This window comes from Halopiger aswanensis, assembly GCF_003610195.1.
GTDB classification, from domain to species: Archaea; Halobacteriota; Halobacteria; order Halobacteriales; family Natrialbaceae; genus Halopiger; species Halopiger aswanensis.
In genome coordinates this window covers 816,964-842,370 of sequence record NZ_RAPO01000001.1, presented here as the reverse complement: position 1 = coordinate 842,370, position 25,407 = coordinate 816,964, and the positions used below count along the sequence as shown (strand labels likewise).

26 protein-coding genes and 1 pseudogene are annotated in these 25,407 nt (G+C 59.2%); 12 read left to right on the top strand and 15 right to left on the bottom strand.

Translation table 11 applies throughout. The features are described from left to right. The 3 genes from ATJ93_RS04085 to ATJ93_RS04075 all read right to left on the bottom strand — a co-directional run bounded on the left by ATJ93_RS04085 (position 1) and on the right by ATJ93_RS04075 (position 2,094). Positions 1 to 366, bottom strand: coding sequence for a succinate dehydrogenase (locus ATJ93_RS04085; protein ID WP_120243334.1), 366 nt, complete (start codon positions 364 to 366; stop codon positions 1 to 3). Beyond that, complete coding sequence (sdhC, locus tag ATJ93_RS04080; protein WP_120243333.1) at positions 366 to 794, bottom strand: succinate dehydrogenase, cytochrome b556 subunit; 429 nt, start codon at positions 792 to 794, stop codon at positions 366 to 368. The genes ATJ93_RS04085 and sdhC overlap by 1 nt, the downstream gene beginning before the upstream one ends. Positions 795 to 990: 196 nt before the next feature. Continuing rightward, positions 991 to 2,094, bottom strand: coding sequence for a succinylglutamate desuccinylase/aspartoacylase family protein (locus ATJ93_RS04075; RefSeq protein ID WP_120243332.1), 1,104 nt, complete (start codon positions 2,092 to 2,094; stop codon positions 991 to 993). Between the two features lie 162 nt (positions 2,095 to 2,256). Here ATJ93_RS04075 and ATJ93_RS04070 point away from each other — a divergent pair, with 162 nt between their 5' ends. Both ATJ93_RS04070 and ATJ93_RS04065 read left to right on the top strand, forming a co-directional pair. Then, positions 2,257 to 3,006, top strand: a complete 750-nt coding sequence (locus tag ATJ93_RS04070; RefSeq protein WP_120243331.1) for a GNAT family N-acetyltransferase — start codon at positions 2,257 to 2,259, stop codon at positions 3,004 to 3,006. 293 nt (positions 3,007 to 3,299) lie between these two features. Further along, on the top strand, positions 3,300 to 4,769 hold the full coding sequence (locus ATJ93_RS04065) for a flippase (RefSeq protein ID WP_120243330.1): 1,470 nt from the start codon (positions 3,300 to 3,302) through the stop codon (positions 4,767 to 4,769). Between the two features lie 100 nt (positions 4,770 to 4,869). Here the strand turns inward: ATJ93_RS04065 and ATJ93_RS04060 are convergent, their stop codons facing one another. Then, the gene (locus ATJ93_RS04060; protein ID WP_147376624.1) at positions 4,870 to 5,343 is read right to left on the bottom strand and encodes a hypothetical protein; all 474 of its coding nucleotides are present in this window, start codon (positions 5,341 to 5,343) and stop codon (positions 4,870 to 4,872) included. 191 nt (positions 5,344 to 5,534) lie between these two features. Between ATJ93_RS04060 and ATJ93_RS04055 the strand changes: the two genes are divergently transcribed. The 4 genes from ATJ93_RS04055 (at position 5,535) to katG (ending at position 10,766) form a co-directional block, all read left to right on the top strand. Beyond that, positions 5,535 to 6,359 (top strand): manganese catalase family protein, encoded by an 825-nt coding sequence (locus ATJ93_RS04055; RefSeq protein WP_120243921.1) that lies wholly within the window; start codon positions 5,535 to 5,537, stop codon positions 6,357 to 6,359. 239 nt (positions 6,360 to 6,598) lie between these two features. Next, on the top strand, positions 6,599 to 7,942 hold the full coding sequence (locus ATJ93_RS04050; protein ID WP_120243328.1) for a RimK family alpha-L-glutamate ligase: 1,344 nt from the start codon (positions 6,599 to 6,601) through the stop codon (positions 7,940 to 7,942). A gap of 63 nt (positions 7,943 to 8,005) precedes the next feature. Beyond that, entirely contained in the window at positions 8,006 to 8,263 is a 258-nt protein-coding gene (locus tag ATJ93_RS04045; protein WP_120243327.1) for a PRC-barrel domain-containing protein, read from the top strand. Positions 8,264 to 8,627: 364 nt separating this feature from the next. Continuing rightward, on the top strand, positions 8,628 to 10,766 hold the full coding sequence (gene katG / locus ATJ93_RS04040) for a catalase/peroxidase HPI (RefSeq protein WP_120243326.1): 2,139 nt from the start codon (positions 8,628 to 8,630) through the stop codon (positions 10,764 to 10,766). A gap of 173 nt (positions 10,767 to 10,939) precedes the next feature. On the opposite strand, the gene ATJ93_RS04035 is transcribed toward katG, so the two are convergent. Next, entirely contained in the window at positions 10,940 to 12,322 is a 1,383-nt protein-coding gene (locus ATJ93_RS04035) for a hypothetical protein (RefSeq protein WP_120243325.1), read from the bottom strand. Positions 12,323 to 12,629: 307 nt separating this feature from the next. After that, positions 12,630 to 12,845, bottom strand: a pseudogene (locus tag ATJ93_RS04030) (DNA-3-methyladenine glycosylase family protein); the annotation flags it as partial. A gap of 151 nt (positions 12,846 to 12,996) precedes the next feature. Here ATJ93_RS04030 and ATJ93_RS04025 point away from each other — a divergent pair. Then, the gene (locus tag ATJ93_RS04025) at positions 12,997 to 13,599 is read left to right on the top strand and encodes a DNA-3-methyladenine glycosylase family protein (protein WP_120243324.1); all 603 of its coding nucleotides are present in this window, start codon (positions 12,997 to 12,999) and stop codon (positions 13,597 to 13,599) included. Positions 13,600 to 14,604: 1,005 nt separating this feature from the next. Here ATJ93_RS04025 and ATJ93_RS04020 read toward each other — a convergent pair. The 4 genes from ATJ93_RS04020 to ATJ93_RS04010 form a co-directional block, all read right to left on the bottom strand. Continuing rightward, complete coding sequence (locus ATJ93_RS04020) at positions 14,605 to 15,042, bottom strand: S26 family signal peptidase (RefSeq protein ID WP_245977503.1); 438 nt, start codon at positions 15,040 to 15,042, stop codon at positions 14,605 to 14,607. Beyond that, positions 15,039 to 15,212 carry a hypothetical protein gene (locus ATJ93_RS23485; protein ID WP_170155513.1) on the bottom strand — a complete coding sequence of 58 codons (174 nt, stop codon included), beginning with the start codon at positions 15,210 to 15,212 and terminating at the stop codon, positions 15,039 to 15,041. The genes ATJ93_RS04020 and ATJ93_RS23485 overlap by 4 nt, the downstream gene beginning before the upstream one ends. Before the next feature lie 41 nt (positions 15,213 to 15,253). Beyond that, on the bottom strand, positions 15,254 to 15,676 hold the full coding sequence (locus ATJ93_RS04015) for a hypothetical protein (protein WP_147376623.1): 423 nt from the start codon (positions 15,674 to 15,676) through the stop codon (positions 15,254 to 15,256). 150 nt (positions 15,677 to 15,826) lie between these two features. Continuing rightward, positions 15,827 to 18,772 (bottom strand): N-6 DNA methylase, encoded by a 2,946-nt coding sequence (locus tag ATJ93_RS04010; RefSeq protein ID WP_120243322.1) that lies wholly within the window; start codon positions 18,770 to 18,772, stop codon positions 15,827 to 15,829. Between the two features lie 111 nt (positions 18,773 to 18,883). Here ATJ93_RS04010 and ATJ93_RS04005 point away from each other — a divergent pair, with 111 nt between their 5' ends. Continuing rightward, a complete protein-coding gene (locus tag ATJ93_RS04005) occupies positions 18,884 to 19,117 on the top strand; it encodes a hypothetical protein (protein ID WP_120243321.1) in 234 nt (77 codons plus the stop codon). 26 nt (positions 19,118 to 19,143) lie between these two features. Further along, complete coding sequence (locus ATJ93_RS23215; RefSeq protein WP_147376622.1) at positions 19,144 to 19,434, top strand: hypothetical protein; 291 nt, start codon at positions 19,144 to 19,146, stop codon at positions 19,432 to 19,434. Between the two features lie 652 nt (positions 19,435 to 20,086). Here the strand turns inward: ATJ93_RS23215 and ATJ93_RS04000 are convergent. Both ATJ93_RS04000 and ATJ93_RS03995 read right to left on the bottom strand, forming a co-directional pair. Further along, positions 20,087 to 20,308 carry a helix-turn-helix domain-containing protein gene (locus ATJ93_RS04000; protein WP_120243320.1) on the bottom strand — a complete coding sequence of 74 codons (222 nt, stop codon included), beginning with the start codon at positions 20,306 to 20,308 and terminating at the stop codon, positions 20,087 to 20,089. A 10-nt stretch (positions 20,309 to 20,318) separates the two neighbouring features. After that, complete coding sequence (locus ATJ93_RS03995; RefSeq protein ID WP_120243319.1) at positions 20,319 to 20,603, bottom strand: hypothetical protein; 285 nt, start codon at positions 20,601 to 20,603, stop codon at positions 20,319 to 20,321. A gap of 390 nt (positions 20,604 to 20,993) precedes the next feature. On the opposite strand from ATJ93_RS03995, the gene ATJ93_RS03990 reads away from it, so the two are divergent. After that, a complete protein-coding gene (locus tag ATJ93_RS03990) occupies positions 20,994 to 21,767 on the top strand; it encodes a recombinase family protein (protein WP_120243318.1) in 774 nt (257 codons plus the stop codon). Next, complete coding sequence (locus ATJ93_RS03985) at positions 21,760 to 21,966, top strand: hypothetical protein (RefSeq protein WP_120243317.1); 207 nt, start codon at positions 21,760 to 21,762, stop codon at positions 21,964 to 21,966. Before ATJ93_RS03990 ends, ATJ93_RS03985 begins: the two co-directional genes overlap by 8 nt. A gap of 317 nt (positions 21,967 to 22,283) precedes the next feature. On the opposite strand, the gene ATJ93_RS03980 is transcribed toward ATJ93_RS03985, so the two are convergent. Further along, positions 22,284 to 22,697, bottom strand: coding sequence for a DUF7342 family protein (locus tag ATJ93_RS03980; RefSeq protein ID WP_120243316.1), 414 nt, complete (start codon positions 22,695 to 22,697; stop codon positions 22,284 to 22,286). 238 nt (positions 22,698 to 22,935) lie between these two features. Between ATJ93_RS03980 and ATJ93_RS03975 the strand changes: the two genes are divergently transcribed. Further along, positions 22,936 to 23,856: a hypothetical protein gene (locus tag ATJ93_RS03975; RefSeq protein ID WP_147376621.1), complete on the top strand. Its 921-nt coding sequence runs from the start codon at positions 22,936 to 22,938 to the stop codon at positions 23,854 to 23,856. Here ATJ93_RS03975 and ATJ93_RS03970 read toward each other — a convergent pair. Next, positions 23,843 to 24,526: a hypothetical protein gene (locus ATJ93_RS03970; RefSeq protein ID WP_170155512.1), complete on the bottom strand. Its 684-nt coding sequence runs from the start codon at positions 24,524 to 24,526 to the stop codon at positions 23,843 to 23,845. The genes ATJ93_RS03975 and ATJ93_RS03970 overlap by 14 nt on opposite strands. Before the next feature lie 168 nt (positions 24,527 to 24,694). Further along, positions 24,695 to 25,396 (bottom strand): GNAT family N-acetyltransferase, encoded by a 702-nt coding sequence (locus ATJ93_RS03965; RefSeq protein WP_120243313.1) that lies wholly within the window; start codon positions 25,394 to 25,396, stop codon positions 24,695 to 24,697. Positions 25,397 to 25,407: the final 11 nt, after the last annotated feature.

Sequence of the window (25,407 nt, the reverse complement as noted above, 5' to 3'; positions counted from 1 at the left end):
TTAGATCCACCCCGCCATAGCGACTGCGACGTAGACTCCCTGCACGATCAGTGCGCCGCCAGCGATGACAAGGACTGCGAGCACTACTTTCTTCCGGGTGCCCTCGAGTCCCTGATTGATCAGGGCGTTGTAGACGCCGTTGACGCCGTGGAACGCGGCCGTGATCAGGAACAGCACCATCGCCAGGAAGTAGCCGACGTTCTGCATGCGGGCCTGCGTGCCCATGAAGGTCACTTCCGCCGCGTGGGTGACGAAGTGCAGCTGGAAGAAGTGAAAGGCGAGCACGACGACCAGAAACGCCGCCGTGATCCGCTGGAGCAACCAGCGAGTCCCGCCGGGCGCGAACGAGGAGTACCGTTCCGCCATCAGAAGCCCACCCCCGAAAGGAAGGTCGGCACGCTCGCGACGGTGATCGCGCCGGTCAGGATCAGCGACGCGTAGAAGCTGCGATCCTGTGCTTCGAGTCCGATGCCGAGGTCGACCATCAACAGCCGGAGGCCGTTCAGGATGTGGAAGACGGCCACCGCCAGCAGGCCGACCTCGAGAACGCGGACGATGAACAGTTCCTCGAGGCCCTGAATCGTCGTCGTGTAGACGTCGGTTTCAGCTTGGATCATCGATGCATCACCGCTCGCTGCGCCGATCGCCGTACTCAGCACGGCGATGTGGGTGAACAGGTAGCCGATCAGCATCCACCCGGTGAACTTGTGGAAGATCCACGCCCACATGCCGGCCGAGAACTCCTTCCACCGACCGAAGTCCTCGATGAGACCGCGATTGTAAGACTGACTCATGCGCTCATGTGGACGGTTTGACCGTGGGGGTATAGAACTTACTTTTATCTCCTCGTTCGCCGGTTTCCGACGCTCGAGAACGTCCGAAACGCGACAAATTTCACCCGCGTTCCCCGAACCTGTTCGACCGAGGCTTGCCGAGCGACCTCCGCGCGGTCGGAACTGCGACCGCGCCCGCGACTTCGCTACCCCGCCGCTACCGGAGTTCCGACTGCGACCGTGCGGCCGTGTGTTCGCGCTCGAGCGCGGTCCGCGTGTCCGGCGAGAGCCCCACTAAGTGACACAGCGGGTTCCCCGGGTAGACGACCGGATTCTCGAGGACGCCGACGACGAGGCCGGTGAAGGGCGCTTCGACGGTGACGATGTCCTCCTCCTCCTTGAACGGGTTCGTGATGGTACAGATCACGTCGCCTTCCCTGACGAGTTCGCCGCGGCCGTGTTTCATGTCGACGATGCCGCCGGCGTCGGCGCGGATCCAGGTCTTCTCGTCGTCGTCGTTGATGACGGTCCGCCAGCCGGGCCAGTGGACCGACGAGTCCTGATGGAGGCCGAACTCGGCGAGAACGCTCGCGACACCGGTCAGCGCGCGGTCGATCAGGCTCCGCTGGAAGCGGTGGGCCTCCCCCATCTCGACGGTGATCGTCGGGACGCCGGCGTCGGTGGCCTCGCGCCGGAGCGTTCCCGACGGCCCCTCGCCCGCGATGATGACGTTCGAACTGAACGCCTTGGCGAGTCGCGAGACCTGGGAATTATCCATGTTGGCTCGGACGTGGAGCATGTTGGTCCGGCCCCGCGTGGAGGTGTGAAAGTCGATCCCGATGTCGCAGGGTTCGATGAAGTTCGTAAAGATTTGGTGGGCCATCCGTCTGGCGCTGGTCGACCCCTCGCGGCCGGGGAACGACCGGTTCAGGTCCCGGTCGTAGATCGGCAGGTACCGCTCCTGGGCGAGAAAACCGGGGACGTTCATCACGGGGAGACAGACCAGCGTGCCGTGGAGTTCGGCGTGGTTCCAGTCGTGGGCGACCTCGCGGACGACCTCGATGCCGTTGAGCTCGTCGCCGTGGGCCGCCGCGGAGAGAAAGACAGTCGGCCCGGGGTGTTCGCCGTTGACGATCGTGACCGGAATCCGGACGGGGTCGCCGAGGTAGGTCTCGCTGATGCCGTACCGGATGTTCGCGGACTCGCCGGGGTCGATACGACCGCCGTTGTAGGTGAACGCGTCGTTCTCGATCCCGTCGGAATCGGCGGGCTGATCGGGTGGCTCGTCCGTTCCCTCGTCCCGCGCGGCGTCGTCGCTCATACACCGGTCTCGAGTGGCAACAATGTGAATCTTGTCTTGTTAGTCTCCGGCCTGTACTCACACGGTATTGAACCCGTAACAGTCCGGATTTCCTGATGGAGTCGCGGGGAAAATCTCTCCCCGTGGGCATACGTTTTGTAGGATGATGTGGTAACGGTCCGCATGGAGATTCGTAACGCGACCGACGCCGATATCGACGCCATCCGCTCGATCGCTCACCAGTCGCTTAGTTCCACCTACACGGACTTCCTCGGCGAGGAAACCGTCGAAGACGCGATCGATCAGTGGTACGGCGACGGCTTCGCCGCCGAACTCGAGGACGATCACGCGGTCGTCCTCGTGGTCGAACGCGACGGCGAAATCGCCGGCTTCTCCCAGAGCGATCTGGTCGGCCAGCAGTACGGCACCGGCCGGATCCTCTGGCTGCACGTCCACCCCGACCACCGCGGCGGCGGGACCGGCGTCCGGCTGCTCGTCCGGACCCGCGAGACGCTCCTCGACGAGGGAGCCGATCGCGTCGAAGCGTTCGTTCTCGCCGACAACGAGGGCGGGAACGAGTTCTACCAGGAGCACGGCTTCAAACGCGCCGGCGAGCGTGAGGTCGAGATCGGCGACGAGACGTTTACCGAGAACGTCTACGTCGAAGGAGACCTCGAGGACGAGGGCTGGGGGGCGATCGACGAACTCGAGGTCGACGGCGAGACGGTCTACGTGAGCTACGGCGAGGCGGCGCGGGGGTCGCAGTCGCCGTTCTACAGCGCCTACCGGGACGGCGACCGGGAGGAACTGTACGCCTGGCTCTGCGGCTCGTGCGACTCGATCGACAACACGATGGACACGATGGGCCGCATCGAGTGTAACGTCTGTGGCAACCGGCGGAAGGCGACGCGGTGGGACGCCTCGTATCTCTAGGGCCCGTCCGGCTATTCGGTCGAGCAATGGACGACGCGGTTTCCGGATCGGGACGGCGCGAGCGTGTACGACCCCGTTTCACCGTCCGTACGAGAGTCTTTCGACGGTTAGTTCCCACTAGCCCGGTGCTTCGGGCGGCGTTGGCTCCGCATTACAATTGCCGGATTTCGCTATCGGACGAATGAGTCTCACCGGACGCCGACCGACGATCGGCGGTCGGCAGTCAGCAGTCGGCAGCCGCCGGCCGCCGGCCATCGGTCGACGTCCGGACTCTCTCGTCTCAGTTCCGTCCTATGAGCACGCAGCAGGATCACATCGTCCGCGGGTTCAAAGCAACGCTCGTCGCTCGAGCAGTCTACATGCTCTCGAGCGCACTCCTGATGCTCGTCCTCGCCCGGTTTCTCCTCGACCCGCAGGGGTACGGGGACCTCTACTGGGCGATCAGTATCCTCGCGATCATCCAGCTGTTCGCCGACGTCGGGCTGGGGAAGTCGGCAGCGCGGTACATCTCCGAGTACAACGAGAAGGATCCGGGACAGATTCCGCACCTGCTCCGGTCGACGATCATCTACAAGCTCATCGTCGTGTCGGTCGTGGCGTACGCGCTGTTGCTCTTCCACGACGAAATCGCGACGATGCTGGGGGAACCCAGCGCGGCGCCGTTCCTCGCGGCGGGCGTGCTCTACATCGTCGTCAAGTCGTTCCAGACGTTCGCGCAGATCTCCTTCCAGGGGTTCAACGAACTCGGGTACAGCGCGGCCGTGCAGGCGATCGGCGGTGCGACGCGCCTCGTCTTCGCCGTCGGCTTCGTCCTGCTGGGGTTCGGCGCCTTAGGGGCGCTGTTCGGCTACATCGTCGGCTACGCGTTGGCCGGTGCGTTCGGACTGGGCATCCTCTACGTCAAGTTCTACCGCGAGTACGACACTGCCGACATCTACGAGGAGGGCCTGTCGAAACGACTGCTCAAGTACAGCGTTCCGCTGACCGCAACGCGGAGCGCCAACGTCCTCGACAAGCAGATCGACACCTTCCTCGTCGGCGTCTTCCTCTCGTCGACGGCCGTCGGGTTCTACACGCTCGGCAAGCAGATCACCGACTTCGTCCTCGCGCCCGCCGAGTCGCTCGGCTTCACCATCTCGCCGAACTTCGGCGAGTACAAGGCCAACGGCGAACTCGAGGAGGCTCGGCGGATCTACGAGTCGTCGCTGACGAACACGCTGTTGCTCTACGTGCCCGCGGCGGCCGGCCTCGCGATCGTCGCCGACCCGTTCATCTCGCTGGCGTTCCCGAGCTACGAGGGGGCGATCCCCGTCCTGCAGGCGCTGACGGCGTTTATCGTCCTGCAGGCGATCACGAACCTCACGAGCGACAGTTTAGACTACCTCGGCCGAGCGCAGGCGCGAGCGGTCGCGAAGGGCGGAACGGCCGCGGCCAACTTCGGGCTGAACCTCGTGTTCATCCCGGCGATGGGCGTCGTCGGCGCCGCGATCGCGACGGTGATCACTCACTCCGTCTACGTGGCGGTGAACCTCTACGTGGTCCACAGCGAACTCTCGCTGCGCGTGCGCCACCTCGCCCGCACGATGGGGCTGATCTTCGGCATCACGGGCGTCATGGCGGTCGCGGTGCTGATCGTGACGCCGATGGTCTCGAGTTTCCCGATGCTCATCGCCGCGATCGCACTCGGCGCCGCGACGTGGGCGGTGCTCGCCGTCGTGAGCGGGCTGGTCGATCCCGGCGAAGTACGCTCTGTACTCGGCTAACGCGGCGCCGGACGCGCAGTTATCGGCGGGTCGGCGGAAGAGGCGGGCGGAAAATCGGTGTTGTCGCGACCCGTCGCCGCAGTCGACCGTCCTCGATTGTCTAGTCGCCCTCGAGAACGGTCGCCTCGACGCCGATCAGATTCGACGCCGACGCCGGCGCGCCGGTCGTGCGCTCGAGGGAGACGGTTCGCCCGTGCAGGGACGATGGTGTTCCGTCGTCGTTCTTGTTCTCGTTTCCGTTCCCGTCCTCACCCTCCTCGGCGAACAGAAAGCCGCGGAACGACCGCGCGTGGCCGTACTCGAGGACGTGCGTCTGGTATCCCGAGAGGCGTTCGGGGAGCCACTCGAGGTCCGTCTCGACGATCGTCGCCTGCGAGGCGGGCGCGTAGTGGTAGGGAAACATCGCTCCGTGGACGTGGTGGGCTGCCGCCGACTCCTCGTGCTGTGTGCGGGTCTCGACGGCGCCGACCGCGTGCGAGCCGCCGACCACGGCGCCGGTCGCCGCGAGCGCACCGGTCGCGAGCACGCGTCGTCGCGAGGGACCCGTCCGTGCTGTGGATTCGTCACCGGTCATCGAAATCAGTACAGCCCACGGAGTACTACCAGCGGGAAAAAGCCACTACCGGCGAGAAAAAGCCTGATTACGGCCGATCTGAGGGTCTCGAGAACGTCTTTTTCGGTCTCGAGTATTTCTCTTACCGATCGTAATAACACTGTTTCCGACGGATGAAATATTTATTTGTTACTTCGATGTCCATGGGGTGGATGTTCTTTCAAGAACCCGAACTCCAGTACGAGGTTACCGTCGAGGATCCGGATCCGCACTTCGCGAAGCTACTCCAGCAGGCGATCGGCGGCCAAGAGGGAGAGATGCGCGTCGCGCTCCAGTATATGTTCCAGGCGTGGGCGCTCCCCGAGGAGTACGAGGCCTATCGGAACCTCCTCATGGAGACCGCAGCCGAGGAACTCGGTCACATCGAGATGCTCGCGTCGGCCGTGACGAAGAATCTCCGCGGCTCGCCCAAGGAGATGCGCGAGGAGACCGAGGAAACGGCCGCCGTCGCCGCGGCGATGACCGGCCAGAACCCGCGTCAGTACCTCTCCTCCGGGCTCTCGGCGATGCCCGTCGACAGCAACGGCGTGCCGTTTACCGGCGCGTACATCGCCGCATCGGGGAACCTCGCCGGCGACCTCTACGCGAACGTGATGGCCGAGGCGACCGGCCGGACGCTCGCCACCCGGCTCTGGGACTACACCGACGACCCCGGCATGAAGGACATGCTCTCCTACCTCATCGCCCGGGACACGATGCACCAGAACCAGTGGCTCGAGGCGCTCGAGTCGCTCGACGATCCGGTGCCGGTCCCCGCCAGCTTCCCGCAGGATCAGGAGAATCAGGACGTCAACTACACGTTCATCTCGACGCGCCGCGAGGAACAGCCCGATCCCGAGTACCCCTGGACGCAGGGCGAGTCGCCGGACGGAAAGGGGCAGTTCTCCTACGCCGCGGAGCAGCCGGGCGACGGGGAAGTCGTCGCGCCCGACCCGGATCCGTCCACGTACAACAATCCGAACGACGTCGACGAGTAATCGGTGCCGGAGGCGCGGGTAAGAATCGGTTATCGATCCGCACCGTCGTTCGTCGGCGATTACCGCGTCGCAGTCGTGCGAATCGCGGCGGTCGAACGACACCGGGCTCGAGCGCGGCGCTCGACGCTGCGCTCGAGTGCAGTTGAACGACCCGAACGCCGCGCGTGCCCCCATGCGGCACCGTCACTCGGTGCGATTCACTACTAATACTTATCCACGCGGTTGCCGTCTAGCGCGGTATGGACGTCGACGATCCCGTCACGGTGGGGGTACTGAGTTTACACACGAGCAAGGAGACGAAGGCGATACTCAACGCCGTCGAGGATCTCGGCCACGACACCGAGTGGCTTCGAACCGAAAACACGTCCATCAGCGTCACTGACGGCAGCGTCGTCCTCGAGCCGTCGGTCGACGTCATCGCGAATCGGATGTTGCTGTCGAACACCGAACAGCCCGCCGAGGAGCTGGGGCTGGCGAACACGTTCGCGCAACTCGTGCCGATGCTCAACGAGCCGGCGAACGTGATGACGGCGATCCACAAGCTCTCGACGGCGACGACGCTCGCGGCGAACGACGTCCGGACGCCCGACGTGACCCTCTCGCTCAACAGCGATCAGCTGAACGCGGCGCGGGAGCGCTACGGCGAGGAGGCCGTCTACAAGACGGCGATCGGGACACACGGGGGCGGCACCTGGAAGGTCGGCCCCGACGACCCGGTCAACCCGAAGGTCGGCAACCGGTACGCCTTCCTGCAGGAACTGATCGACCGCGAGGACGTTCGCCACCGCGACGTGCGCGTCTACGTCGTCGACGGCGAGATCATCGCCGCGATGTACCGCTACGCGCCGGACAACGACTGGCGGACCAACGTCGCGCTCGGCGGCAGCGTCGAGGACGCGACCGAGGACCTGCCCGAGGAGGCCCGCGACATGGCCCGCCGCGCAGCCGGTGCCGTCGGCCTCGACTACGCCGGCGTCGACTTAGTCGAGGGCGACGAGGGCTGGTTCGTCCTCGAGGTCAACCCGACGGCGGGATTCAAGGGACTCTACCAGGCGACGCAGGTCAGCCCCGCGCCCTACATCGCCAAACTGGCGATCGAACGGGCCGGCGGCGAGGTCGACGAGGGCCGCGTCCGCGACATCGCGAACGTGCTCGACGACTCGCGGCCGACGGCGCAGCCGGTCGAGTCGATCTCGGAGGACACGGAGCCGGCGGTGATCGGCTACACCGAGGAGGTCGTCCTCTCGGGGACCAGCGGCTCGAAGTCCGTCGTCGCCAAGTCCGACACCGGCGCGACGCGAACGAGCATCGACACCGGCCTCGCCGCCGACATCGGCGCCGGGCCGATCAAGTCGATCACGCGGATCCGCTCGGGCAGCAGCAAACAGTCCCGGAGTCGGCCCGTCGTCGACGTCGTCGTCGGCGTCGGCGGCAACCAGCACACCGTGACCGCCAGCGTCGAGGACCGCAGCCACATGGACTATCCCGTCATCCTCGGCCGGGACATCCTCGAGAACTACCAGGTCGACGTGAGCCGCCGCATCGACAGCGAGGCGCCCGATACGCCCGAAGAGGAAGAGTAGCGCTCCTTCTTGCCCGCGACCACCGGTTAATTTATTGATCGTTTCGACGAACGGGACCGTACGATGACGACGGTCCTCGCATCCACGCTCTCCGGCAAGCCCGTGTTGAGCACGAGCGGCGAAAAGCTCGGAACGATCGAGAACATCACGATGAACCTCGCGTCCGGCGAACTCGAGGAGGTGTTCGTCGCGCCCGCGAACGAAGGCCGGACCGGCGCCGCCCGTGCGTTCGAAACGACCGACGACGGGACGCTGATCGTGCCCGCGGGCTGCATGCGCGACGTGGACGATTACCTGCTGATCGAGCGGCCCGATCGATAGGACCGGAAGGACGGGCGGTCAGCCCCGTCTCGAGGTCCGAAATGGGGCGCCGGTAGTCGATCGTCCGTCCCGTCGCGTAACTACCGACACCGAACGACAAAGTTGATCCCTGCGTCGTCCTGACGGGAGTGCCGGACCATCACCGTCACTGCTGTCGATCCGGAACGACTCGAGTACCGGCCGATAGCGATATCAGTGAGTTCGTTTGCCGTATCGGAAACAATATAGGGCGAATCATGAACTGGAAGTTGCGATCGGTACACCTATTATTCTCGAATCCCATCTTCCGTTCGTAGCAACAATCCATGGCAGACGAGTATCCGGAACGCAGCGTGTATGGCGGTATTGCTGGGGTGACCCGAGCATGACTGAGTACGAACGCAAGGAAAACCACGAGTGGTGGCCGAACAAGCTGAACCTGGAGGTCCTCGACCAGAACGCCGAAGACGTCGGGCCGTACGACGACGACTTCGACTACGCCGAGGAGTTCCAGAAGCTGGACCTCGAGGAGGTCAAGGCGGACCTGAAGGACCTGATGACGACCTCGCAGGACTGGTGGCCGGCCGACTACGGCCACTACGGGCCGCTTTTCATCCGCATGGCCTGGCACAGCGCCGGTACCTACCGCACGACCGACGGTCGCGGCGGCGCCTCCGGCGGGAACCAGCGCTTCGCGCCGCTCAACAGCTGGCCCGACAACGTCAACCTCGACAAGGCGCGACGCCTGCTCGAGCCGATCAAGCAGAAGTACGGCCGCAAGCTCTCGTGGGCCGACCTGATCGTCCTGGCCGGGAACACCGCCCTCGAGTCGATGGGCATGCAGACGCTCGGCTGGGCCGGCGGCCGCGAGGACGAGTTCGAGCCCGACGAGGCCGTCTACTGGGGTCCCGAGGACGAGTGGGAAGCCCCGCAGCACGACCGCGTCGACGAGGACGGCGAACTCGACGAGCCGCTCGGCGCCACCGTCATGGGGCTCATCTACGTGGACCCCGAAGGGCCGAACGGCGACCCCGACCCGATGAAGTCCGCGGACCGCATCCGTCAGGCGTTCGGCCGCATGGCGATGGACGACGAGGAGACGGCCGCACTCATCGCCGGCGGTCACACGTTCGGGAAGGCACACGGCGCCACCGACGACGACATCGGCGCCGAGCCCGAAGCCGCCTCGATCGAGGACCAGGGCCTCGGCTGGACCGACTCCGGCAAGGGCTCCGAGACGACCACCAGCGGCATCGAGGGCGCCTGGAACGCCTGGCCGACGATGTGGGACACCTCCTACCTCGACAACCTGCTCGACTACGAGTGGGAGCTGACCGAGAGTCCCGCCGGCGCCAAGCAGTGGCAGCCGGTCGAGGAGGAAGCCTACGACACCGTTCCGGACGCTCACGACCCGTCCGAGAAGCACGCCCCGATGATGATGACGACGGACGTCGCGCTCAAGCGCGACCCCGAGTTCCGGGAGATCATCGAGAACTTCCGCGACAACCCGCCGCAGTTCCTCGACGCCTTCGCGCGAGCCTGGTACAAGCTCATCCACCGCGACATGGGCCCGCCGGAGCGGTTCCTCGGTCCGGACGTGCCCGAGGAAACCTTCGTCTGGCAGGATCCCGTCCCCGACGCCGACTACGAACTGATCGGCGACGAGGACGCCGCCGAACTCAAGGAGGAACTCCTCGAGACGGACCTCTCCGTCTCGCAGCTGGCCAAGACCGCCTGGGCGGCGGCCTCGACCTACCGCGACAGCGACAAGCGCGGCGGCGCCAACGGCGCCCGCATCCGCCTCGAGCCCCAGCGTAGCTGGGAGGTCAACGAGCCCGCGGAGCTCGAGGTCGTCCTCGAGACGCTCGAGGGCGTCCAAGAGGAGTTCAACGGCTCGCGCGACGACGACGTGCGCGTCTCGCTGGCCGACCTGATCGTGCTGGGCGGCTACGCGGCCGTCGAGCAGGCCGCAGCCGACGCCGGCTACGACGTCGAGATTCCGTTCGAGCCCGGTCGCACCGACGCCTCGCAGGAGATGACCGACGAGGAGTCCTTCGAGGCGCTCAAGCCGAAGGTCGACGGGTTCCGCAACTACTTCGGCGGCGACTACAACGAACCGCCGGAGGACCTGCTGGTCGACCACGCCGACCTGCTCGACCTGACGGCCTCGGAGATGACCGTCCTGGTCGGCGGCATGCGCGCACTCGGCGCGAACTACCAGGATTCCGACCTCGGCGTCTTCACCGACGAGCCGGAGACCCTGTCCAACGACTTCTTCGTCAACCTGCTCTCCATGGACTACGAGTGGGAGCAGGCCTCGGAGGGCGAGGAAGTCTACGAACTGATCGACCGCGAGACCGGCGAGGTCGAGTGGGAGGCCAGTCGCGTCGATCTCCTCTTCGGTTCGAACTCCCGGCTTCGCGCCATCGCGGACGTCTACGCCGCCGAGGAAGAGAAGTTCGTCGAGGACTTCGTCGACGCGTGGCGGAAGGTCATGACCAACGACCGCTTCGACCTCGAGTAATCGAGTAACTGCCGGGATCCGTAGTTACGACGGGGTCACGCCCGTCGACCCCCTGCTCGCTCGCGCGCCGGTTTCGACGCGTTCGGGTGAAGCCGGTCGAGCCGAACTGACCCGTGTCATCGCCTGGGACTGAGACCGATTCCGAACGCGACTGACGCGTCTATTTCGACCGCTCAGTCGCCGCGGATGACGATTTCGTCGTCCGTGACTTCTTTTATCTGCGCCGGTTCGATCGGATACTCGTCGTCGTCCTCGCTACCCCAGCCGAGGCGCGCCTTGAGTCGATCCGCGAGGCCGGGTTCCGGATCGATGTAGACGGTATCGGCCTGGATCCGCGAGGCGATTCCGATCTCCTGGCCCGATTCGTCGACGACGACTTTCCCCTGATCGTCCTTGCTGATGGAAACGGACGCATCCGCCTGGGCCGTCGGTTCGGTGGCTCCGTGTTCGGTTTCGCTCGTTTCGGTTCCCATGCCGGATTCCGATTCGACCGTCGGCCCGCTTTCCATAGGAGACTCGGATTCGGCCATCGTCTCGTCGTCCCGCATCGCCGCTTCGGTATCGGTCACTTCGACGCGCTCGCTCCGCTCCTCGGCCGTGATCGACTCGTACTCCTCCACGTCGATGATCTCCCCCTCGATGATGTCGCTACCGATCACTTCGGACTCGACGAGGTCCGTGTCCTCGAGCGTGAACTCCTGGCGGGTCCGTTCGTGGATCTCCTCCTCGACCGTTCGCCGTTCGATGAGTTCGCTTCGGACGGTGTCGCCTTCGCCGCGCTTGCTCTCGATGACCTCGCGCTCGATGACCTCCTCGGGCGCGACGTCGGCCTGCACGACGTCGCTCTCGAGAATCGACCGCTGGACGCTTTCGAGTTCGATCCCCGTCTCGATCTCGTCGCTCTCGAGTTCCTCGTCGCTCTCGAGGTCGACGTCGACGACCTTGCTCTCGACCGTGTACCGCTCGATCTCTTCGATCGTGTCCAGCCGAGTTTCGTCGGTCGTGACCTCGATCATGTCGGCCGTGACGAACTCTGTATCGACGATGTCGCGGCTCAGCAGTTCGGAGTCGACGACGTGCCGGTCGGCGAGTTCGGTGTCGACGACCTCGCTCTCGATCGTGTCCCGTTCGACGACCTCCCGTTCGATGACCTGGGTCTCGACGATTTCGGTCGTCACGGTCTCGCCCTGCCGGAGCTGGTCCTCGAGTTCGCTCTCACCGAGATCGGCGCGGTCGAAGGCCTCGTTGCGCTCGAGCAGGTCGAACCTGCCGAGCCCTTCGGGTTCCGTTCCCGTCGACTCCGTGTCCTCATAGACGAAGACCAGGTCCCGGTTCGTGAACGTCTCCTCGAACTCGTCCCACGTGTGCTCCTCGTGCTCGTCGCCGACGTCCTCCCGGCGAGCGAAGGTGTGGCCGTGGCCCTCGCCGCCGCGGGTCGAGACCGGGACTGCGTCGCGCTCCTCGGCCCACTCCCGAATGCGGTCCGGATCAGTGGTCATGCGTCGCTGTGCCGGTGTGTCGGTGGATTCCGTGGAGTCGGACGGATCGTTTGCCATCGACGGCACTGCAGTCGAGCGGCACTTGAGTCGACGGGGCCGTCTCTCCGTTCAGTCCGGGATTTCTCCCGTCGTACAGTCGTCTCGAGACGGACGGAATCGTAACCCGCGATTGAGACGGTCGCTGGAGCTGCGCCCTCGCGCTCGCAGCGCGATCGGTGCGAAACAGTGTTCGATTACCGCCTTGCGATAGACGGGAGCACCGCCCGAAACCGCTCGGCCGATGGCAGGAACGGGGATGACAGGACGGGAACCGAATGAAACGTGTTGGCGAACGGGTCCCGTATTCGGTTCGGGACGGCCGCCGCTAGAGGACGGCCGGCGACTCCGCCTCGTACTCCGCCCAGATGTACCGCGTCGCGACGCTGCGGTAGGGTCGCCACTCCTCGGCGATCTCGCGCATCTCGGCGCGGGTCATCTCGTCCGGTTCGCCGTTGCCGTACAACTGCTCGATGCCGCGGCGGATCGCCAGGTCGCCCAGCGGGAGGACGTCCGGGCGCTCGAGGACGAACAGGAGGTACATTTAACTCGCAGTGTATCTACACCGAAGTCAACTACGTCTGGCGATTAGCCTCAAATCTGTATATACAAAATCAGCGTTGGCGAATGTGTGAACACGGGACACTATCGAGATGCATTTCCCGCCCCATCACCATCATTCTAACGACACGAGGATGATAGACGAGGCAATCCCCGTTCTAAGGGAAGACCCGGTAATGGCGGAGCTCATTGAGCAGCACGACCCATATGTTGAGCAGGACTGGGACGAGTTCGAGCGACTCTGTATTTCCATCATCAACCAGCAGCTCTCGACCGCGAGCGCCACCGCCGTCCGGGAGCGCGTGTTCGAGTTGTTCCGTGGCGAGGTCACTCCCGAGGCCGTACTAGAAGCAGAAGATGAAGCACTCCTCGCAGCTGGACTCTCCCGGAGCAAGGTGGAGTATATGCGTAATGCTGCCCGTGCCTTCCAAGAGAACGATTTTACACGCGAAGGTCTGGCAGAGTATTCGAACGAGGAGGTTGTTGACCGACTTACCGAAATCAAGGGTATTGGTCCGTGGACGGCACGCATGTTTCTGTTATTTGTACTCGAACGGCCAGACGTACTCCCGCTCGGCGACCTCGCTATCCGTCGCGGCATTGAGCAGTTGTACGGGAACGGGCAGGAGCCGGGGGAGATGACGCGTGCGGAGATGCGTGAGATTGCTGAAGCGTGGCGTCCGTATCGGTCGGTGGCGACACGGTATATCTGGGCAGAGTACGAGTCTGCTGATTAAGAGCGATGGTCAGATATGTAGAGGCCAGCAGCTATAATTGGTACCAGTGTCTCGGGTTGGATGCGGTCTCGGAGCAACTCCCATTCGCCTCCGGGCCGTTCTGAGAGCGGGTGAAGAAAGAAGAGTGGCAACGATACATGCCCCGCGAGAAGTTGAGTCTAAGTATAGACCTCAGGGTCTTCTTGTCTCGACCCCATTGAGGTAGAGGGACGGAGACCCAATTGGTGTTCACCAAGAACCGTTGACGTTCACTGTGACTTCTTGACCGCATTGGCAGCGGACTGTATCAACGACGCCAGAGGCTACTGGGTTTGTTGATACGGTGTTTCCGCAGGCGGGACATGTGATATTGATTTCGCCGCTGATTGGTTGCGACGCCATATATTGTGTATGGTTGTCAAACCCTATATATCCTAGGTCAAAATCGCAAGAGGAGAGAGGGGATACAGTACTATCCACCACTTGGAACTGGCGCTCGATACACTGGACTTCCTGGTTTATGCTCGATGTAATCAAACTCGACCATCGCGCGGAGTACACTGCGCACAGTCTGTTCACAGACTTCAACGGAACATTCTGATTGGATGTCGTCTACTGTAGTCTCTTCTTCTTCGGATAGGAGTTTCAGAGTGGCCGCCCAGATGTGGTCTCTCTTTGCTGGTTGTGTCATATTAACTATGAGTGGTTACTACCTCTTAGATGACAGGGGGGATAGCGTCGGTTAGAGCCGACGCGCCTCCGACGCATGGAACTCAGACAGATACTACCGATGGTGTATTTGGAGGGCGGTACATTGGCGTCATGGGATACCCCGGGTGACGCCTATCAATTATTTGGTACTACTACCTTTTATAACATAGGATGGGTTCGTAACTGATATTGTTTACTCGTTGATGGGTCTCCCCATATAGAGTGTCGGATAGCGGGTCTCCCCTAGGAGGATGTTACAGTACCTGGTTACAGGTTGCTCCCTAGGGGTGATGTAACAGGTTGGAACGGGGAGGATTAGAATGGAAGGTCGATGTGGACCAGCTCGCGGCCGTAGATAGTCTCCTCGGTTGCATGGGGGATGCCCCGGTCTTGGTCAAGGTAGCCGTTCGCGTCTCCTTTAGTTACCCATCCTTGCTCGGTGTCCTCGACCGCGCGGTGGACTAAGTCTATGTCTCGCTGCGCGTCCTCAAACACGATGATGTCTCCTTCCTCGACTTCTCCCCAGTCCGTGTAGATGACCAGCTCGCCACCGGTCATTGTGGGTTCCATCGAGCCAGTTCCGGCAGTCATTGCGTATCCGAATGGGATTTCATGACTGGGCATTCGGTCAGCGAATCCAACACCAACCATTGAGCAGAGGAACAGGAGGAAAACAACGACGCTGACGCGGAATAATCTATCCCAGTCGACATCGTCTTGTGCAGCGTGGGGGGCTGTAGACTTGGTACTCATTCTGTGTCACCGGATTCACCTCCGTTGTTGTCTCCGACATCGTACTGGTTGACTGCGGCACGGACGAGTTCCTTTTTGCTTGGCCGTGTGCCGGTTGCTTCTTCGACTTGGTCTTGTGCTTGGATTATTTTCTCGTCGATGCTATCATCGATGCGGACTGTGTCTGTCATATACCCGCCAGCGGAATCGAACCACTGTACGCCGACACGGGTTATTCGCGTTTGTAGACGAATACATCTACGTCAGAGGCGATGTGGGGATTGCCACTGATTTCTTCTGCGACACGGTCGTGTACCGATTGGAGTAGGTTGGTTGCGAGTTTCGCATCGAGGTCGTAGAACTCGCAGTTTTTCTCGTCAGGGTCGTCTACGTATTGTTGGAGGATGTGGCGGTCACTGGTGATTACGTACCAGTCGTCATCGTGGTAGAGGACGCCGTCAGCGTTTGCTTCGAAGTCGTTGATGGTGTCTCGATGTGCGTCTACAAGTGAGTCGATGAGACTGCCTCGTTCGGTTTCTGTAAGTTCGATAATTGACTCGTCAATGATTGAGTCGAGTACAGATTTGAACTTCTCAACGGAGTTGTTCATCGGACTATCCTGTGCGTCTGCACCATCGGTAGTGTGCGACTGCATACAATTGTATACGGGGTATACTCCTAAAGGAGTGTTGGTCATATGATACTTTGTGCAAAGTTTGTCTACTGTTCTTGCAGCTATCCGGCGGTTTGACGGGTTAGATAGTAGTGACTGGAGGCAGAGAAAGATGCAGAGAAAGGAGAGCCGTTAATTGAAGTCGCTGAGGGTGGTACTGTCTCGGGTTTCGGTGACGCCTTCAAGGTTGATGACCTCGGTCTCTTGCGGGCGGTTGACCAAGACCTGGGTGCGCTCTCCGGCGTCTTGCTCGCGGAGAGCAACTTGCTCTTCGACGGCGGCTCTCAGGTCGTCGACTCGGTCTTCCATTCCGAGAGCTGCGAGTACAGCACGGTCGAGTTCCGTTCGCTCATCCTCGGTGTTTTCGACGTTGCGGTCTTCTTCATCCAGTTCGTCTTCTTTGTCCATGAGGTCCTCGAACGCACCGCGGATTCGTTCCTTCTCTTCGTCGCTCATCGTCCGCGGGTCGGGTATGGGGAGCTCCTCAGTCTCGTAGACTTTGATGCGGGCTCGCGTCATACCTTGACCGCCTGCCCATCGACCGCGCAGTTCGACCATGAGCCAGGCGAACCGTGAGTTTAGGATTCCACAGAGGACTTGGTCATCTATATCGTTCCGAGGCTCTATGCAGTAGAATTGGTCGTTAACGGCTGCTCCAGCCTCGTTCCAGACACTACGGAAGATTCGCCACGTGAAGTCGGTAGTGAGTATCTTGGGGGTGTCTAACTCTCCGAGGTCGTACCAGACACTTCGAGATGAGGTCGTGGGTCGGTCATCGTACCCCTTGTCTTCGCCCCATTCGATATATTCTACGAGGGTTTCGTGGCCGTTGTCTGCCATCCACGATTTCGCTCGCTCTGCCGGGTCGATGTCTCGGTACTCTTCGCTTTCTTCTTCCTGGGCTTTCGACTCCTCGATACCCTGTTCAACGAGGTCGTGGATGGAGAGAACCCCCCACTCTTTCGCGTCTTCATCGTTGAATCGGATGCTGTCGAGCTGTCCAGTGGCTTTGAGCAGAGGTTCGGTGTACTCGGTGAGTCCGAGGTCTTCCCATTCCTCGCGTCGACCGTAGTAGAACGGATTTGCGCCGCTCGTTATTCCGCGACTGACATCGGCTACGTCCTGCAGTTCGGTAGTATCGTCGTGACCATACAAGTCGAAGTACACCGGGCTAGCCAGGAAATATGGCTTCCATTTATCTTGGTCGTAGAGGTCTCCTTGTCGCCGTGTGACGAGTCTGTACTCGGTATCGTTAATCATCTGGTCGCTCGCCGTGTCCTCCCGGAGGATGGATTCTATTTCATCGATTTCGAGAGGCTCGCGTACGCGTAGGAATTTGACGGTGTTCTCGTCTCGGGTAGGCGTGTCCGGCTCTTTGGTGGCGATGATGATGCTGGCTCCGACCAAGGCGTCATCGAACGTCTGTCGGTCAAATCGGATGACGGCGTCGATGCTGTAGTTGTCGAGGAGGAACTTCTGGAGGTCAGCTCCATAGTCGGTGTCCATCCACCGGTCGCTCGTGATGAATCCCAATTTGCCCCCGTCTGAGAGGAATTGGGTACTATGGGTGATGAAGTACCCGTAGATGTCCATCTGACTGGATAGGTCGGTAGCGTCTAGGTCGGATAGGTGGCTTCGGATACGGGATTTATCATCAAGGCTGGTAGCTCTGATATAGGGCGGATTTCCGACCACTGCGTCGAAGCCGCCGAGCGCATCCTCTGAATCACCGTTCTGCCATTCTCGGCCACTGAGGCCTGCCACCACGCGTCCAAATCTCTGCGTATCCGAGGCAACGTCGAAGTAGTCTGAGACCTCGATGTGTACGTCCTCCGTGTAGGATTCGAGGTCTTGGATGGCGAGGTTGATGGCGCTCAGATGGGCCGGGAAGCGGTTGATGTCCACCCCGTAGATTCGGTTGAGAATCTCTGTGTGCGCTCCTTTTGCCTCGGGGAATAGCTCTTGGAGGCGGTTGTACGCACTGACAAGGAATCCTCCAGAGCCGCAGGCAGGGTCGAGGACCGTGTCGGAGGAACTGTCGATACAGAGTCGAGTAATCAGGTCGCAGACGGCGGCGGGAGTATAATATTCCCCCATCTCGTGCCTGCGCTCGTGGGGAATAACGCCCTCGTAGATGCGCCCGATAACGTCACTGTCGAACTGTGTCAAGTCCTGGTCGTCCAGTTCGATAACGAACTCTCGGATTTTCTCAGCAACGGGTTCGAGCGGAATCTCGGAGTAGATGTCGTCGTGCTCGAAAATAGCCTCGAAGTCCACGTCGGACACGATTTTGTCGAAGTGTTCTTCGAGGTCTTCTTGGACTCGGTGGATGCTGACGGCGAGTGGGGCAACCTCGTCACCGTACGCGGGTGAGTTCTCCAGTATCTTGTAGAATAGAATCTTGTTTATCAACAAGTAGGTTGCCTGCTCAGAAAAATTCTGGAGTATATCCTCCTTCTCGCTCTTGCTGGCGTCTGAGTACTCTAGCCCTTGCTTGTCGGCCCACTCCTCAAACGAGACCTGGAACGAACTGTCCTCTTCGATTTTCTCTTGGAGAGAGTCCTCGATTCGGGGTGATACGAACTCGTGAAGGCTTTTAACCCGCTTGATGAACGCGTTGTCGAGGCTGTCCCACTGGGCTTGCTTCGCTTCAAACCGGGAGACCTCGTTCAGCAGCTCGTCAGCGAATTTCGGTACACTCGAAATCTCGTAGGATTTGGTAGCTCTCTGGAGAAATGGTTTCCCGGGCTCCAAGGTCTTGAACAGGACGAGTCGGCTCCCGTTGTACGTCGCTGTGAAGGGGGCTCCCAGCTTGGTCGCGTATTCCAACCCTTGTTCGATGACATCCGGCGAATATGGGTCGATGTCACGGTTGCCCGAATCCCCGGGCTTCTTCGCCTCGACGACAAGTATCGGGTTGTGCGAGTCGTCGAATATGACGATGTCTGCTCGGCCGCTAATCCCTTCGCTGTACTCGGGTCGGGCGGAACCGAAGGTTATCTGACCGCGACTCGGCTGGTCATCAATAGCGTTCTGTACATGACGATAGAGTTCAAAGTGTACGTCAGCCTCACTCACGGACTGGCACCCTCCATTAGGTCTCTCTGTTGATACACTAGGTTCTTGTAGCTTACTGTGTGGTAGTTTTGTTTGGTAACTCTCACGAGGGTGGACGCGAAATTGAGGGGTATGGTCAATCGGTTTAGTGTCGGAGACCGTGTCCGGGTAGACATTCCTGATACGACAGACCCTGATTTTGAGTATCACAGGGAACACGGAGTGGTAACTGCAATCAAGGAAGATGCAGCTGGATATGCGACTGGTGACGAACGTGATAGTGTACTCTACCGGGTAGAGCTTGAATCAGGGGAAGAGATGGATTTTCGCTGGAGAGACCTCCGTCCGAGCGATACTGAGGTTTAAATCGGAGAACGAAGCGAACAGCGGTTATGACAGTGACCGTCAAAGTAGAGGAGTACACTGATTCAGACCGAGTTGTCGCAGAACGTCCGTATGGACCTCATGTAGAGATTGTTTGCTGGCCCGCTGACGAGTGTCCCGATGTGGCCAAGGAATCTGGTACAACATACGATGTCTATGTACGTAAGACTCGGCAAGAAGTCTGGCCGGTGTATGATGAGTACGGAGGTTTTAGCGATGTCGAGGTCGCTATCCGTACAGCCGTGGATTTAGCTGACGAGTTGGGAATACCGGTATTAGACGATATTAACGGGGATTAGAGAGTGAATCCCGAGTTTGGTAGAGACTATAGTATGTACGCTCAGCTAGTTGTACATCTGGATGTCTGACTAGTAGACTCACTGGTACACTCAGCAGCATACTCAGCGGTATACTCACTGGTACACTCAGCAGCATACTCAGCGGTATACTCACTGGTACACTCAGCAGCATACTCAGCGGTATACTCACTGGTACACTCAGCAGCATACTCAGCGGTATACTCACTGGTACACTCAGCAGCATACTCAGCGGTATACTCACTGGAATTCTCAGCAGTATACTCACTATTCCCTCGACCTTTTCTCAACAGAAATCAATGAATCGAGTATGGCTATGGACCAAGACGGGGTCGCTGGAAGCGTATCAGATTATCTCTCGTCGGACCATATCGTCGAGGAACGGCTGCGCGACCGCGTACACATTGTAGTCTATAGAATCCCGGAGGACGATGGTATTGGACTTCACGGGGATGGTACAGAAGCTCATGATGTCGTTCTTTGGCCAGCGGGTAGAGGAGAGGTTATCCAGTCATGCGGTCTATATGGGTCTGCTGAGGATGCGTGCGTGCAGGCGTTAGACCTCGCGGAAACGCACGATTGTGTTATCTGGGACGATATTATCCGTCTCCGTTATTCTGGCGAGTAAGAAGGGTCACAACTGGTCGTGTGCGTCGAGCCAGGCAAGCGTCTCTTCCCATTCTTTGATTTCCTCCGTAGCGCGCTCGGTCTTATCGCTTACGCGTGCCATTTGTTCTTCGAGCGCGCTCTGGCTGATGTCCAACTCGTCCGCGGCGGACGCCCACGTGTGGCCTTCATCGAGGAGTTCGATGATGCGCTTCTGTTGGTCACTGAGTTTGGGTGCGTCGTCAGTCATAAATTCGAATTTAGATAAGATGAGGTTTGTAAGCCACTGAGAGAGTCAGGATGTTGCCGGAGGTTGTTTCAACTCCTAACATCTCCGGCTGGTCTCGGTCCGAAACATTTTCGAGAACACATGCCGGGATGTTGTCATTAAATGTGAGTGTGAAGTCTGCACCGTCGTGATACGCGTCAACGGTGCTGTCGATGTATTCGCACTCACCAAATCCAGTAATGGATTTGATTAGGTTCTCTGCTTTCGCTTCGTTTTCGGCCTGTGCGTCGTCGGTTCGGGTGGTGTCTGACTTCATACCTACTTGTTGTACCCCTGACCCTATAGGTTTACCCCCACAAGGACTGTTGGGGTAGGTGGTAAGATTCCAAGTGGATTCTGACAGGCGGTAAAATTCGACCCGCATTTATATAGGGTAGTGGGCGGTAAGTTAGGATAGCCAGAAATAGCATAATTATGACAGCAAGTACCAAAGACGGCCTCCACTATTCTGGGGTAGAGTGCCCAGAGTGTGAACACGAACTCGAACAGACTCCAATCAAGTCTACGTACCTGTGCAGAGGTGACTGTGATAGGCACTATGCCCGCTCACAGGTGAGAATTCTCCAGGTTGTGGATACAGTTCTGAGATTTCTAGAACAGTTCCTGACGGACGAGGAGATAGCCTCTCTTCGGGAGAGTGATTCCTATGAGTGAGGTAAAGCGATACGCGTCCTACCAGCGTGTGTCGACCGGCAATCAGGAGTCAGGGGAAGCCAGCCAGCATGGGAGTATCCGCGAGTGGTTCAAGGAGCGCGACATCTCGATGAGCGAGGTCGACCAGTTCGTTGACCGCGACCGAAGCGGCTCGGACCTCTCCCGGGAGCAGTTCCTCGAACTGATGGAGAACGTGCGGGACGGGAAGTACGACGCCGTCGTGATGACCGAAATCTCCCGCATCGCCCGCAAACTCTCCGCGAGCGCGGACTTCATCGATGCGGCGGTGAAGACGGAGACACCCATCTACCTCCGGGACGAGATGATTGACTGCATCGACCCAGACGACCCGATGTCCCACTTCTTCGCCAAGCAGCTCGCGCTCTGGTACGAGGAGGAGGCTAAGCAGACCCGCCGACGCATCAACCGCGGGCTGGCACAGACCCAGCGCGAGGGCAAGTGGACGGGCAAGACCCCCACCGGGTTCACCACCGACGACAACGGCTACCTCATCGTTGACGACGAGGAGTTTGCGGCCATCCGCGCGGCCATGCTACGGGTCGAGGACGGTGAGTCACAGCGGTCGGTTGAGGAGGACATCCCTATCTCCCGGCAGGCGCTCTCCTCGCTGATGGAAGACCACCGAGACCGATACGTTGAGGGGAAGGAGTACGTTGAGGATGCAGAAGAGGGAACTGACGAACGTCGTCGGCGGAGGCTCGTGCAGGAAGCCCTCGACGAGTACTACGGTGGTGATAATGAGTGAAGTACATATAGATGAGGACTACGGGGTGACACTCCCTCTCTTGGGATTTCTACTCTTTAGAGTGGCCCACATCCTCAAGGTCGTGCTGGTCGGGGTGGCGCTTCTGGTAGTGGTTCCTACTCTCCTTTTAATTCACCTCGGGCCGGTTGCTGGTCTTCCGCCTGCACTCCTGTACATGTGGGTGCTAGCTCACCTCTGAATCGAGAAAGAAGCGGCAACGGAGCCGAGGTTTTCTCCCTGCTTATCAAGCTGAGCGGGTACCTTGCTGTTCACCGCTCCGAGTGGACCGGACGGGATTCGAACCCGCTTCCTAACCAATTGGTTTTGTTTGCCTGACACGGTATACGTTGTGTCTCGGCCCAAGTACATCTGAAGGTCGACTACCCCATAGGTTCTCGGTCGATGAATCGTCCGCGAACGTGAGCGTAGTACTACTGGTAGGTGGAAGGGTAGTGCAACGAACTAAGAGAAGAGAACTGGAGGTTTCCTACACACTTGATACCGGAGAGACAGAATTCAGTCCGCCTGCATGTAGCGTTGCCGCACCTCGATGGCCTCTTCGACTACTCCCAGTCGATACTGGAGGAGGTCTCGCTCTCGACCTTCCAATTCTTCCAGTTTACTCCGCATCTCCGTCTGCAGGTTGGCGAGGCCATCTTGGTCATAAGCATCGAGTAAGTCGCGTAGTGACAGCATCCGTGTATAGAGCGGGTCTGGAGCGTACCAAGTCTCCTCTTCATGAGTGCGCCTGAGAACTCCCAGGTCTACGAGCTGGTCCAGATGCTCTCGTGCCGTAGCCTCCTCAACGTATGCCTCATCGGCGATATAGGCTGCTGACCTCGGCTGAGTCACGGTGGTCGCAATCGACTGCACTCGGTCAAACGCGCTCGTGTGTTCCTTCCACGAGTCAACTCCGGGAGCGTCAGCCATAGACCTCAGTCTTCACCTGAGAAGTACTCGTCCTCAAACTCCTCGTGGTCAATATGCTCAGTCCGCTCGCGGTTACGCTTTATCGCGTCCTTCAATTCGGACCTGTCGTCATTTCCCTCTTCTCGATGTCCCATACTGATAGATTGGGTATAATATGCCAAAGATGCATCGCCGAGACCGTCCGACCTGTCTGCGGAACCCGAGGGATTAAGACGATACTTGCCTCTGAATGTGCCAAATGGCGAAAGTATCGTTATCGGATACGTTAGAGAAGGATATGGAGTCGGCAGTAGACTATGAGATAACTGTTGCTGCCCTCATTGCTACAGCTCTCCTGATTAGTCCTGGTGTCAGCCAGGTACTGACGATACCAACTATTGGTGCTGCTCTTCTGCTGCTGCTACTCACACTCCTCCGCCGGATGGCATTGATAAACCCGCATTCGAGACAGGATTGGATTATGTCGCGGTCTACTCCCCTGTTAGTCGTCACAACCACGTACTCGTTTCTCTACCTCTCCCTTGTTGTCGGTTCATATCTCACACCTATTGTTCCCGCGACCCCATTGTCTATCGCAATGACGCTATGCGTCGTTGCTGCTCTACTTTCAGTTGTACTCTACGAAATACTGTATCGGGATTTCTTCCTCTTGATGTCGCTCCACGTTTGGAACGTGCATCTGAATTCCAGAGGAACTCCGTTTGGTAACGAGGTTTTGGCGATGTCGAAGACGCTACTTGAGAGGTCTGTCCTACCTGAAGACGAATATCCTCCTCAAGCTCGCCGTATTCAGGAAACAGGTCTAGCAGATACCGAGGAACAGAGTCTGGGGGAGCGTATTGGGTCACGTCTTGGTGTTGCCCTCGGAGCAGCCGCCTTTACAGGAGTATTTCTCTTGCCGATGGCTGCAGCCACTTTCGTCTTCCCGACCTCATCGGTGGTTCAAACGACGAAAATAACCGTTCTGTCACTTCTATTTGCTCTTGCTACAAATTATAGCATCGTCTCTACACGCTTCCTTTACGGTCGGTATGGGCGAGATGACTTTGGGGAGTTGTCGTCTAACAAGTGGAGATACGTGCAGTACTCACTGGTAGTGTACGTTCTCTTCGGGCTGCACTTTGCGTATGAGCGCGGTCTCGTCACTAATCTCGTCTGAACCGAGTTTGCAGTTTCTGAATCATGTACCCGCTCCAATTGGCTATCCGGTTTAGCTCTTTGTTTGAGTCCTCCTGTTCATCCTCTTCTGGCTCATTGGACTCTATGAAGTCATCCAACGTTGTTAGCTCGTGTTCAACGTCATCTACTGTCTCTTCTGGCAGTTGTTCATCAAGAACTCTCTTCACCCTCTTCACGGATTTATAGGAGAGTTCCCCTGCTTGGTACAGACCTAACGCTGTCAGAATCAGTTCTGTGATTCTCTCAGGAGTAGACTGATACAATTCGTCAGGGTCTGCAACTACTATATCCCAAGTCGCGTTGATTCGTTCTGACTCCTTAACGTTCGCCATCTTTTCAGAGTCTCCACTCGCAAGTTTCTCCATCTCTGCAGGAGATGCAGGCCCTTCGACGATTATCTGGAAGGTGAACTCGCCCGTCTCCCGGAATGTTGGCTCTATCATCCACTCAGTCTCCGCTGGATGTAAACTTGGGGCGGCTGCTATCTCATCATTGACCAGAAATTTCACACCGCTTGGCCCAATCCCATCGAATTCGACTTTGAAATCAATTTGCTCGTTTTGGAGGACTACTATGGAGTCTCGGGAAGGTATCTTTCTCGGCAAGTTACCCAGATAGAGGCGTCTAATGGCATTTAAATCTTGAACCATGATGTAACTCTTCTCATGCCGAGGAATACCAAGAAAACTCATCTCCACCTCGTGCCGAGTGTAGTAACCTAAACTGTCTCCTAATACCTCATACCGCCCGTTCTCGACCCCTTTATATGCTTGAGTCTATTCTAGACACACACCTCGTACCGAGTGAAGTCTACGTAGTCAGCTCGGCTGGTGTCTGTAAGCGCATGGTTGTCCATCCTCACCATCATGGCCAAGGTCAACTATTAGCTCCGTCATCGATTCGTTAGGCATCTCGATATGGTAGAAATCCTCGTCACTGTCCTCGCACCACTCTTTGGCCACGTCGTCCCACCAGTATTCAACGAGGGCAGACCCAATCCCTTGTCTGCGGTACGGTTCACGGATGAACAACTGTCGAAGAACCATGTACTCGTTAGGCGTTGGTCCCCAGAGTAGGTAGCCGACTGCCTCTCCGTCATCTAACACGATATGCGGGTAATGGTGCCCGATATTGTACGTCCCAATTCCGTGTTGGTGGTCTTTGGCTTCTCGATTTAAAAGGTACGCAGTCAGGTGGGTTCGCGTAAATTCATCCGAGTCCTCGCGGACTACCTCATACTCTGTGTCGCCCACGTTGAGTGTGGATTTAGACAAGGGCTTGCTGACCAGGTAGAGGAGGTCAGTTGGCTGGTGGAGGTCTCCGTCCCATCGGATTTGGAGGTTGTTTCTGCAGGAGTTGCAGAGCCATCGGTCGACATAGTACCCAGCTGCGTTATCAGCTGTCAATCGTTGTCCCCGTCCGCAACGACTGCAGTCAACATGTACTCCACCCTCGTCTAACCCTTTGTCTTCAATAATCTCTGAACCTTGTAAAACGTTGAACTCACTCCCCTCAATCATATCCTCCTTTA

Bases quoted from the DNA above. Each gene is read 5' to 3' on its own strand.
- ATJ93_RS04005 (WP_120243321.1), top strand. From the start codon at position 18,884: ATGGTCAATCGGTTTAGTGTCGGAGACCGTGTCCGGGTAGACATTCCT.
- ATJ93_RS04025 (WP_120243324.1), top strand. From the start codon at position 12,997: ATGATAGACGAGGCAATCCCCGTTCTAAGGGAAGACCCGGTAATGGCG.
- ATJ93_RS23485 (WP_170155513.1), bottom strand. From the start codon at position 15,212: ATGACAGACACAGTCCGCATCGATGATAGCATCGACGAGAAAATAATC.
- ATJ93_RS03965 (WP_120243313.1), bottom strand. From the start codon at position 25,396: ATGATTGAGGGGAGTGAGTTCAACGTTTTACAAGGTTCAGAGATTATT.
- ATJ93_RS04045 (WP_120243327.1), top strand. From the start codon at position 8,006: ATGACGACGGTCCTCGCATCCACGCTCTCCGGCAAGCCCGTGTTGAGC.
- ATJ93_RS04055 (WP_120243921.1), top strand. From the start codon at position 5,535: ATGTTCTTTCAAGAACCCGAACTCCAGTACGAGGTTACCGTCGAGGAT.
- ATJ93_RS04035 (WP_120243325.1), bottom strand. From the start codon at position 12,322: ATGGCAAACGATCCGTCCGACTCCACGGAATCCACCGACACACCGGCA.
- ATJ93_RS03970 (WP_170155512.1), bottom strand. From the start codon at position 24,526: ATGGTTCAAGATTTAAATGCCATTAGACGCCTCTATCTGGGTAACTTG.
- sdhC (WP_120243333.1), bottom strand. From the start codon at position 794: ATGAGTCAGTCTTACAATCGCGGTCTCATCGAGGACTTCGGTCGGTGG.
- ATJ93_RS03975 (WP_147376621.1), top strand. From the start codon at position 22,936: ATGGCGAAAGTATCGTTATCGGATACGTTAGAGAAGGATATGGAGTCG.
- ATJ93_RS04020 (WP_245977503.1), bottom strand. From the start codon at position 15,042: ATGAGTACCAAGTCTACAGCCCCCCACGCTGCACAAGACGATGTCGAC.
- katG (WP_120243326.1), top strand. From the start codon at position 8,628: ATGACTGAGTACGAACGCAAGGAAAACCACGAGTGGTGGCCGAACAAG.
- ATJ93_RS23215 (WP_147376622.1), top strand. From the start codon at position 19,144: ATGACAGTGACCGTCAAAGTAGAGGAGTACACTGATTCAGACCGAGTT.
- ATJ93_RS04070 (WP_120243331.1), top strand. From the start codon at position 2,257: ATGGAGATTCGTAACGCGACCGACGCCGATATCGACGCCATCCGCTCG.
- ATJ93_RS04050 (WP_120243328.1), top strand. From the start codon at position 6,599: ATGGACGTCGACGATCCCGTCACGGTGGGGGTACTGAGTTTACACACG.
- ATJ93_RS03985 (WP_120243317.1), top strand. From the start codon at position 21,760: ATGAGTGAAGTACATATAGATGAGGACTACGGGGTGACACTCCCTCTC.
- ATJ93_RS03995 (WP_120243319.1), bottom strand. From the start codon at position 20,603: ATGAAGTCAGACACCACCCGAACCGACGACGCACAGGCCGAAAACGAA.
- ATJ93_RS03990 (WP_120243318.1), top strand. From the start codon at position 20,994: ATGAGTGAGGTAAAGCGATACGCGTCCTACCAGCGTGTGTCGACCGGC.
- ATJ93_RS04085 (WP_120243334.1), bottom strand. From the start codon at position 366: ATGGCGGAACGGTACTCCTCGTTCGCGCCCGGCGGGACTCGCTGGTTG.
- ATJ93_RS04060 (WP_147376624.1), bottom strand. From the start codon at position 5,343: ATGACCGGTGACGAATCCACAGCACGGACGGGTCCCTCGCGACGACGC.
- ATJ93_RS04065 (WP_120243330.1), top strand. From the start codon at position 3,300: ATGAGCACGCAGCAGGATCACATCGTCCGCGGGTTCAAAGCAACGCTC.
- ATJ93_RS04075 (WP_120243332.1), bottom strand. From the start codon at position 2,094: ATGAGCGACGACGCCGCGCGGGACGAGGGAACGGACGAGCCACCCGAT.
- ATJ93_RS03980 (WP_120243316.1), bottom strand. From the start codon at position 22,697: ATGGCTGACGCTCCCGGAGTTGACTCGTGGAAGGAACACACGAGCGCG.
- ATJ93_RS04015 (WP_147376623.1), bottom strand. From the start codon at position 15,676: ATGCAGTCGCACACTACCGATGGTGCAGACGCACAGGATAGTCCGATG.
- ATJ93_RS04000 (WP_120243320.1), bottom strand. From the start codon at position 20,308: ATGACTGACGACGCACCCAAACTCAGTGACCAACAGAAGCGCATCATC.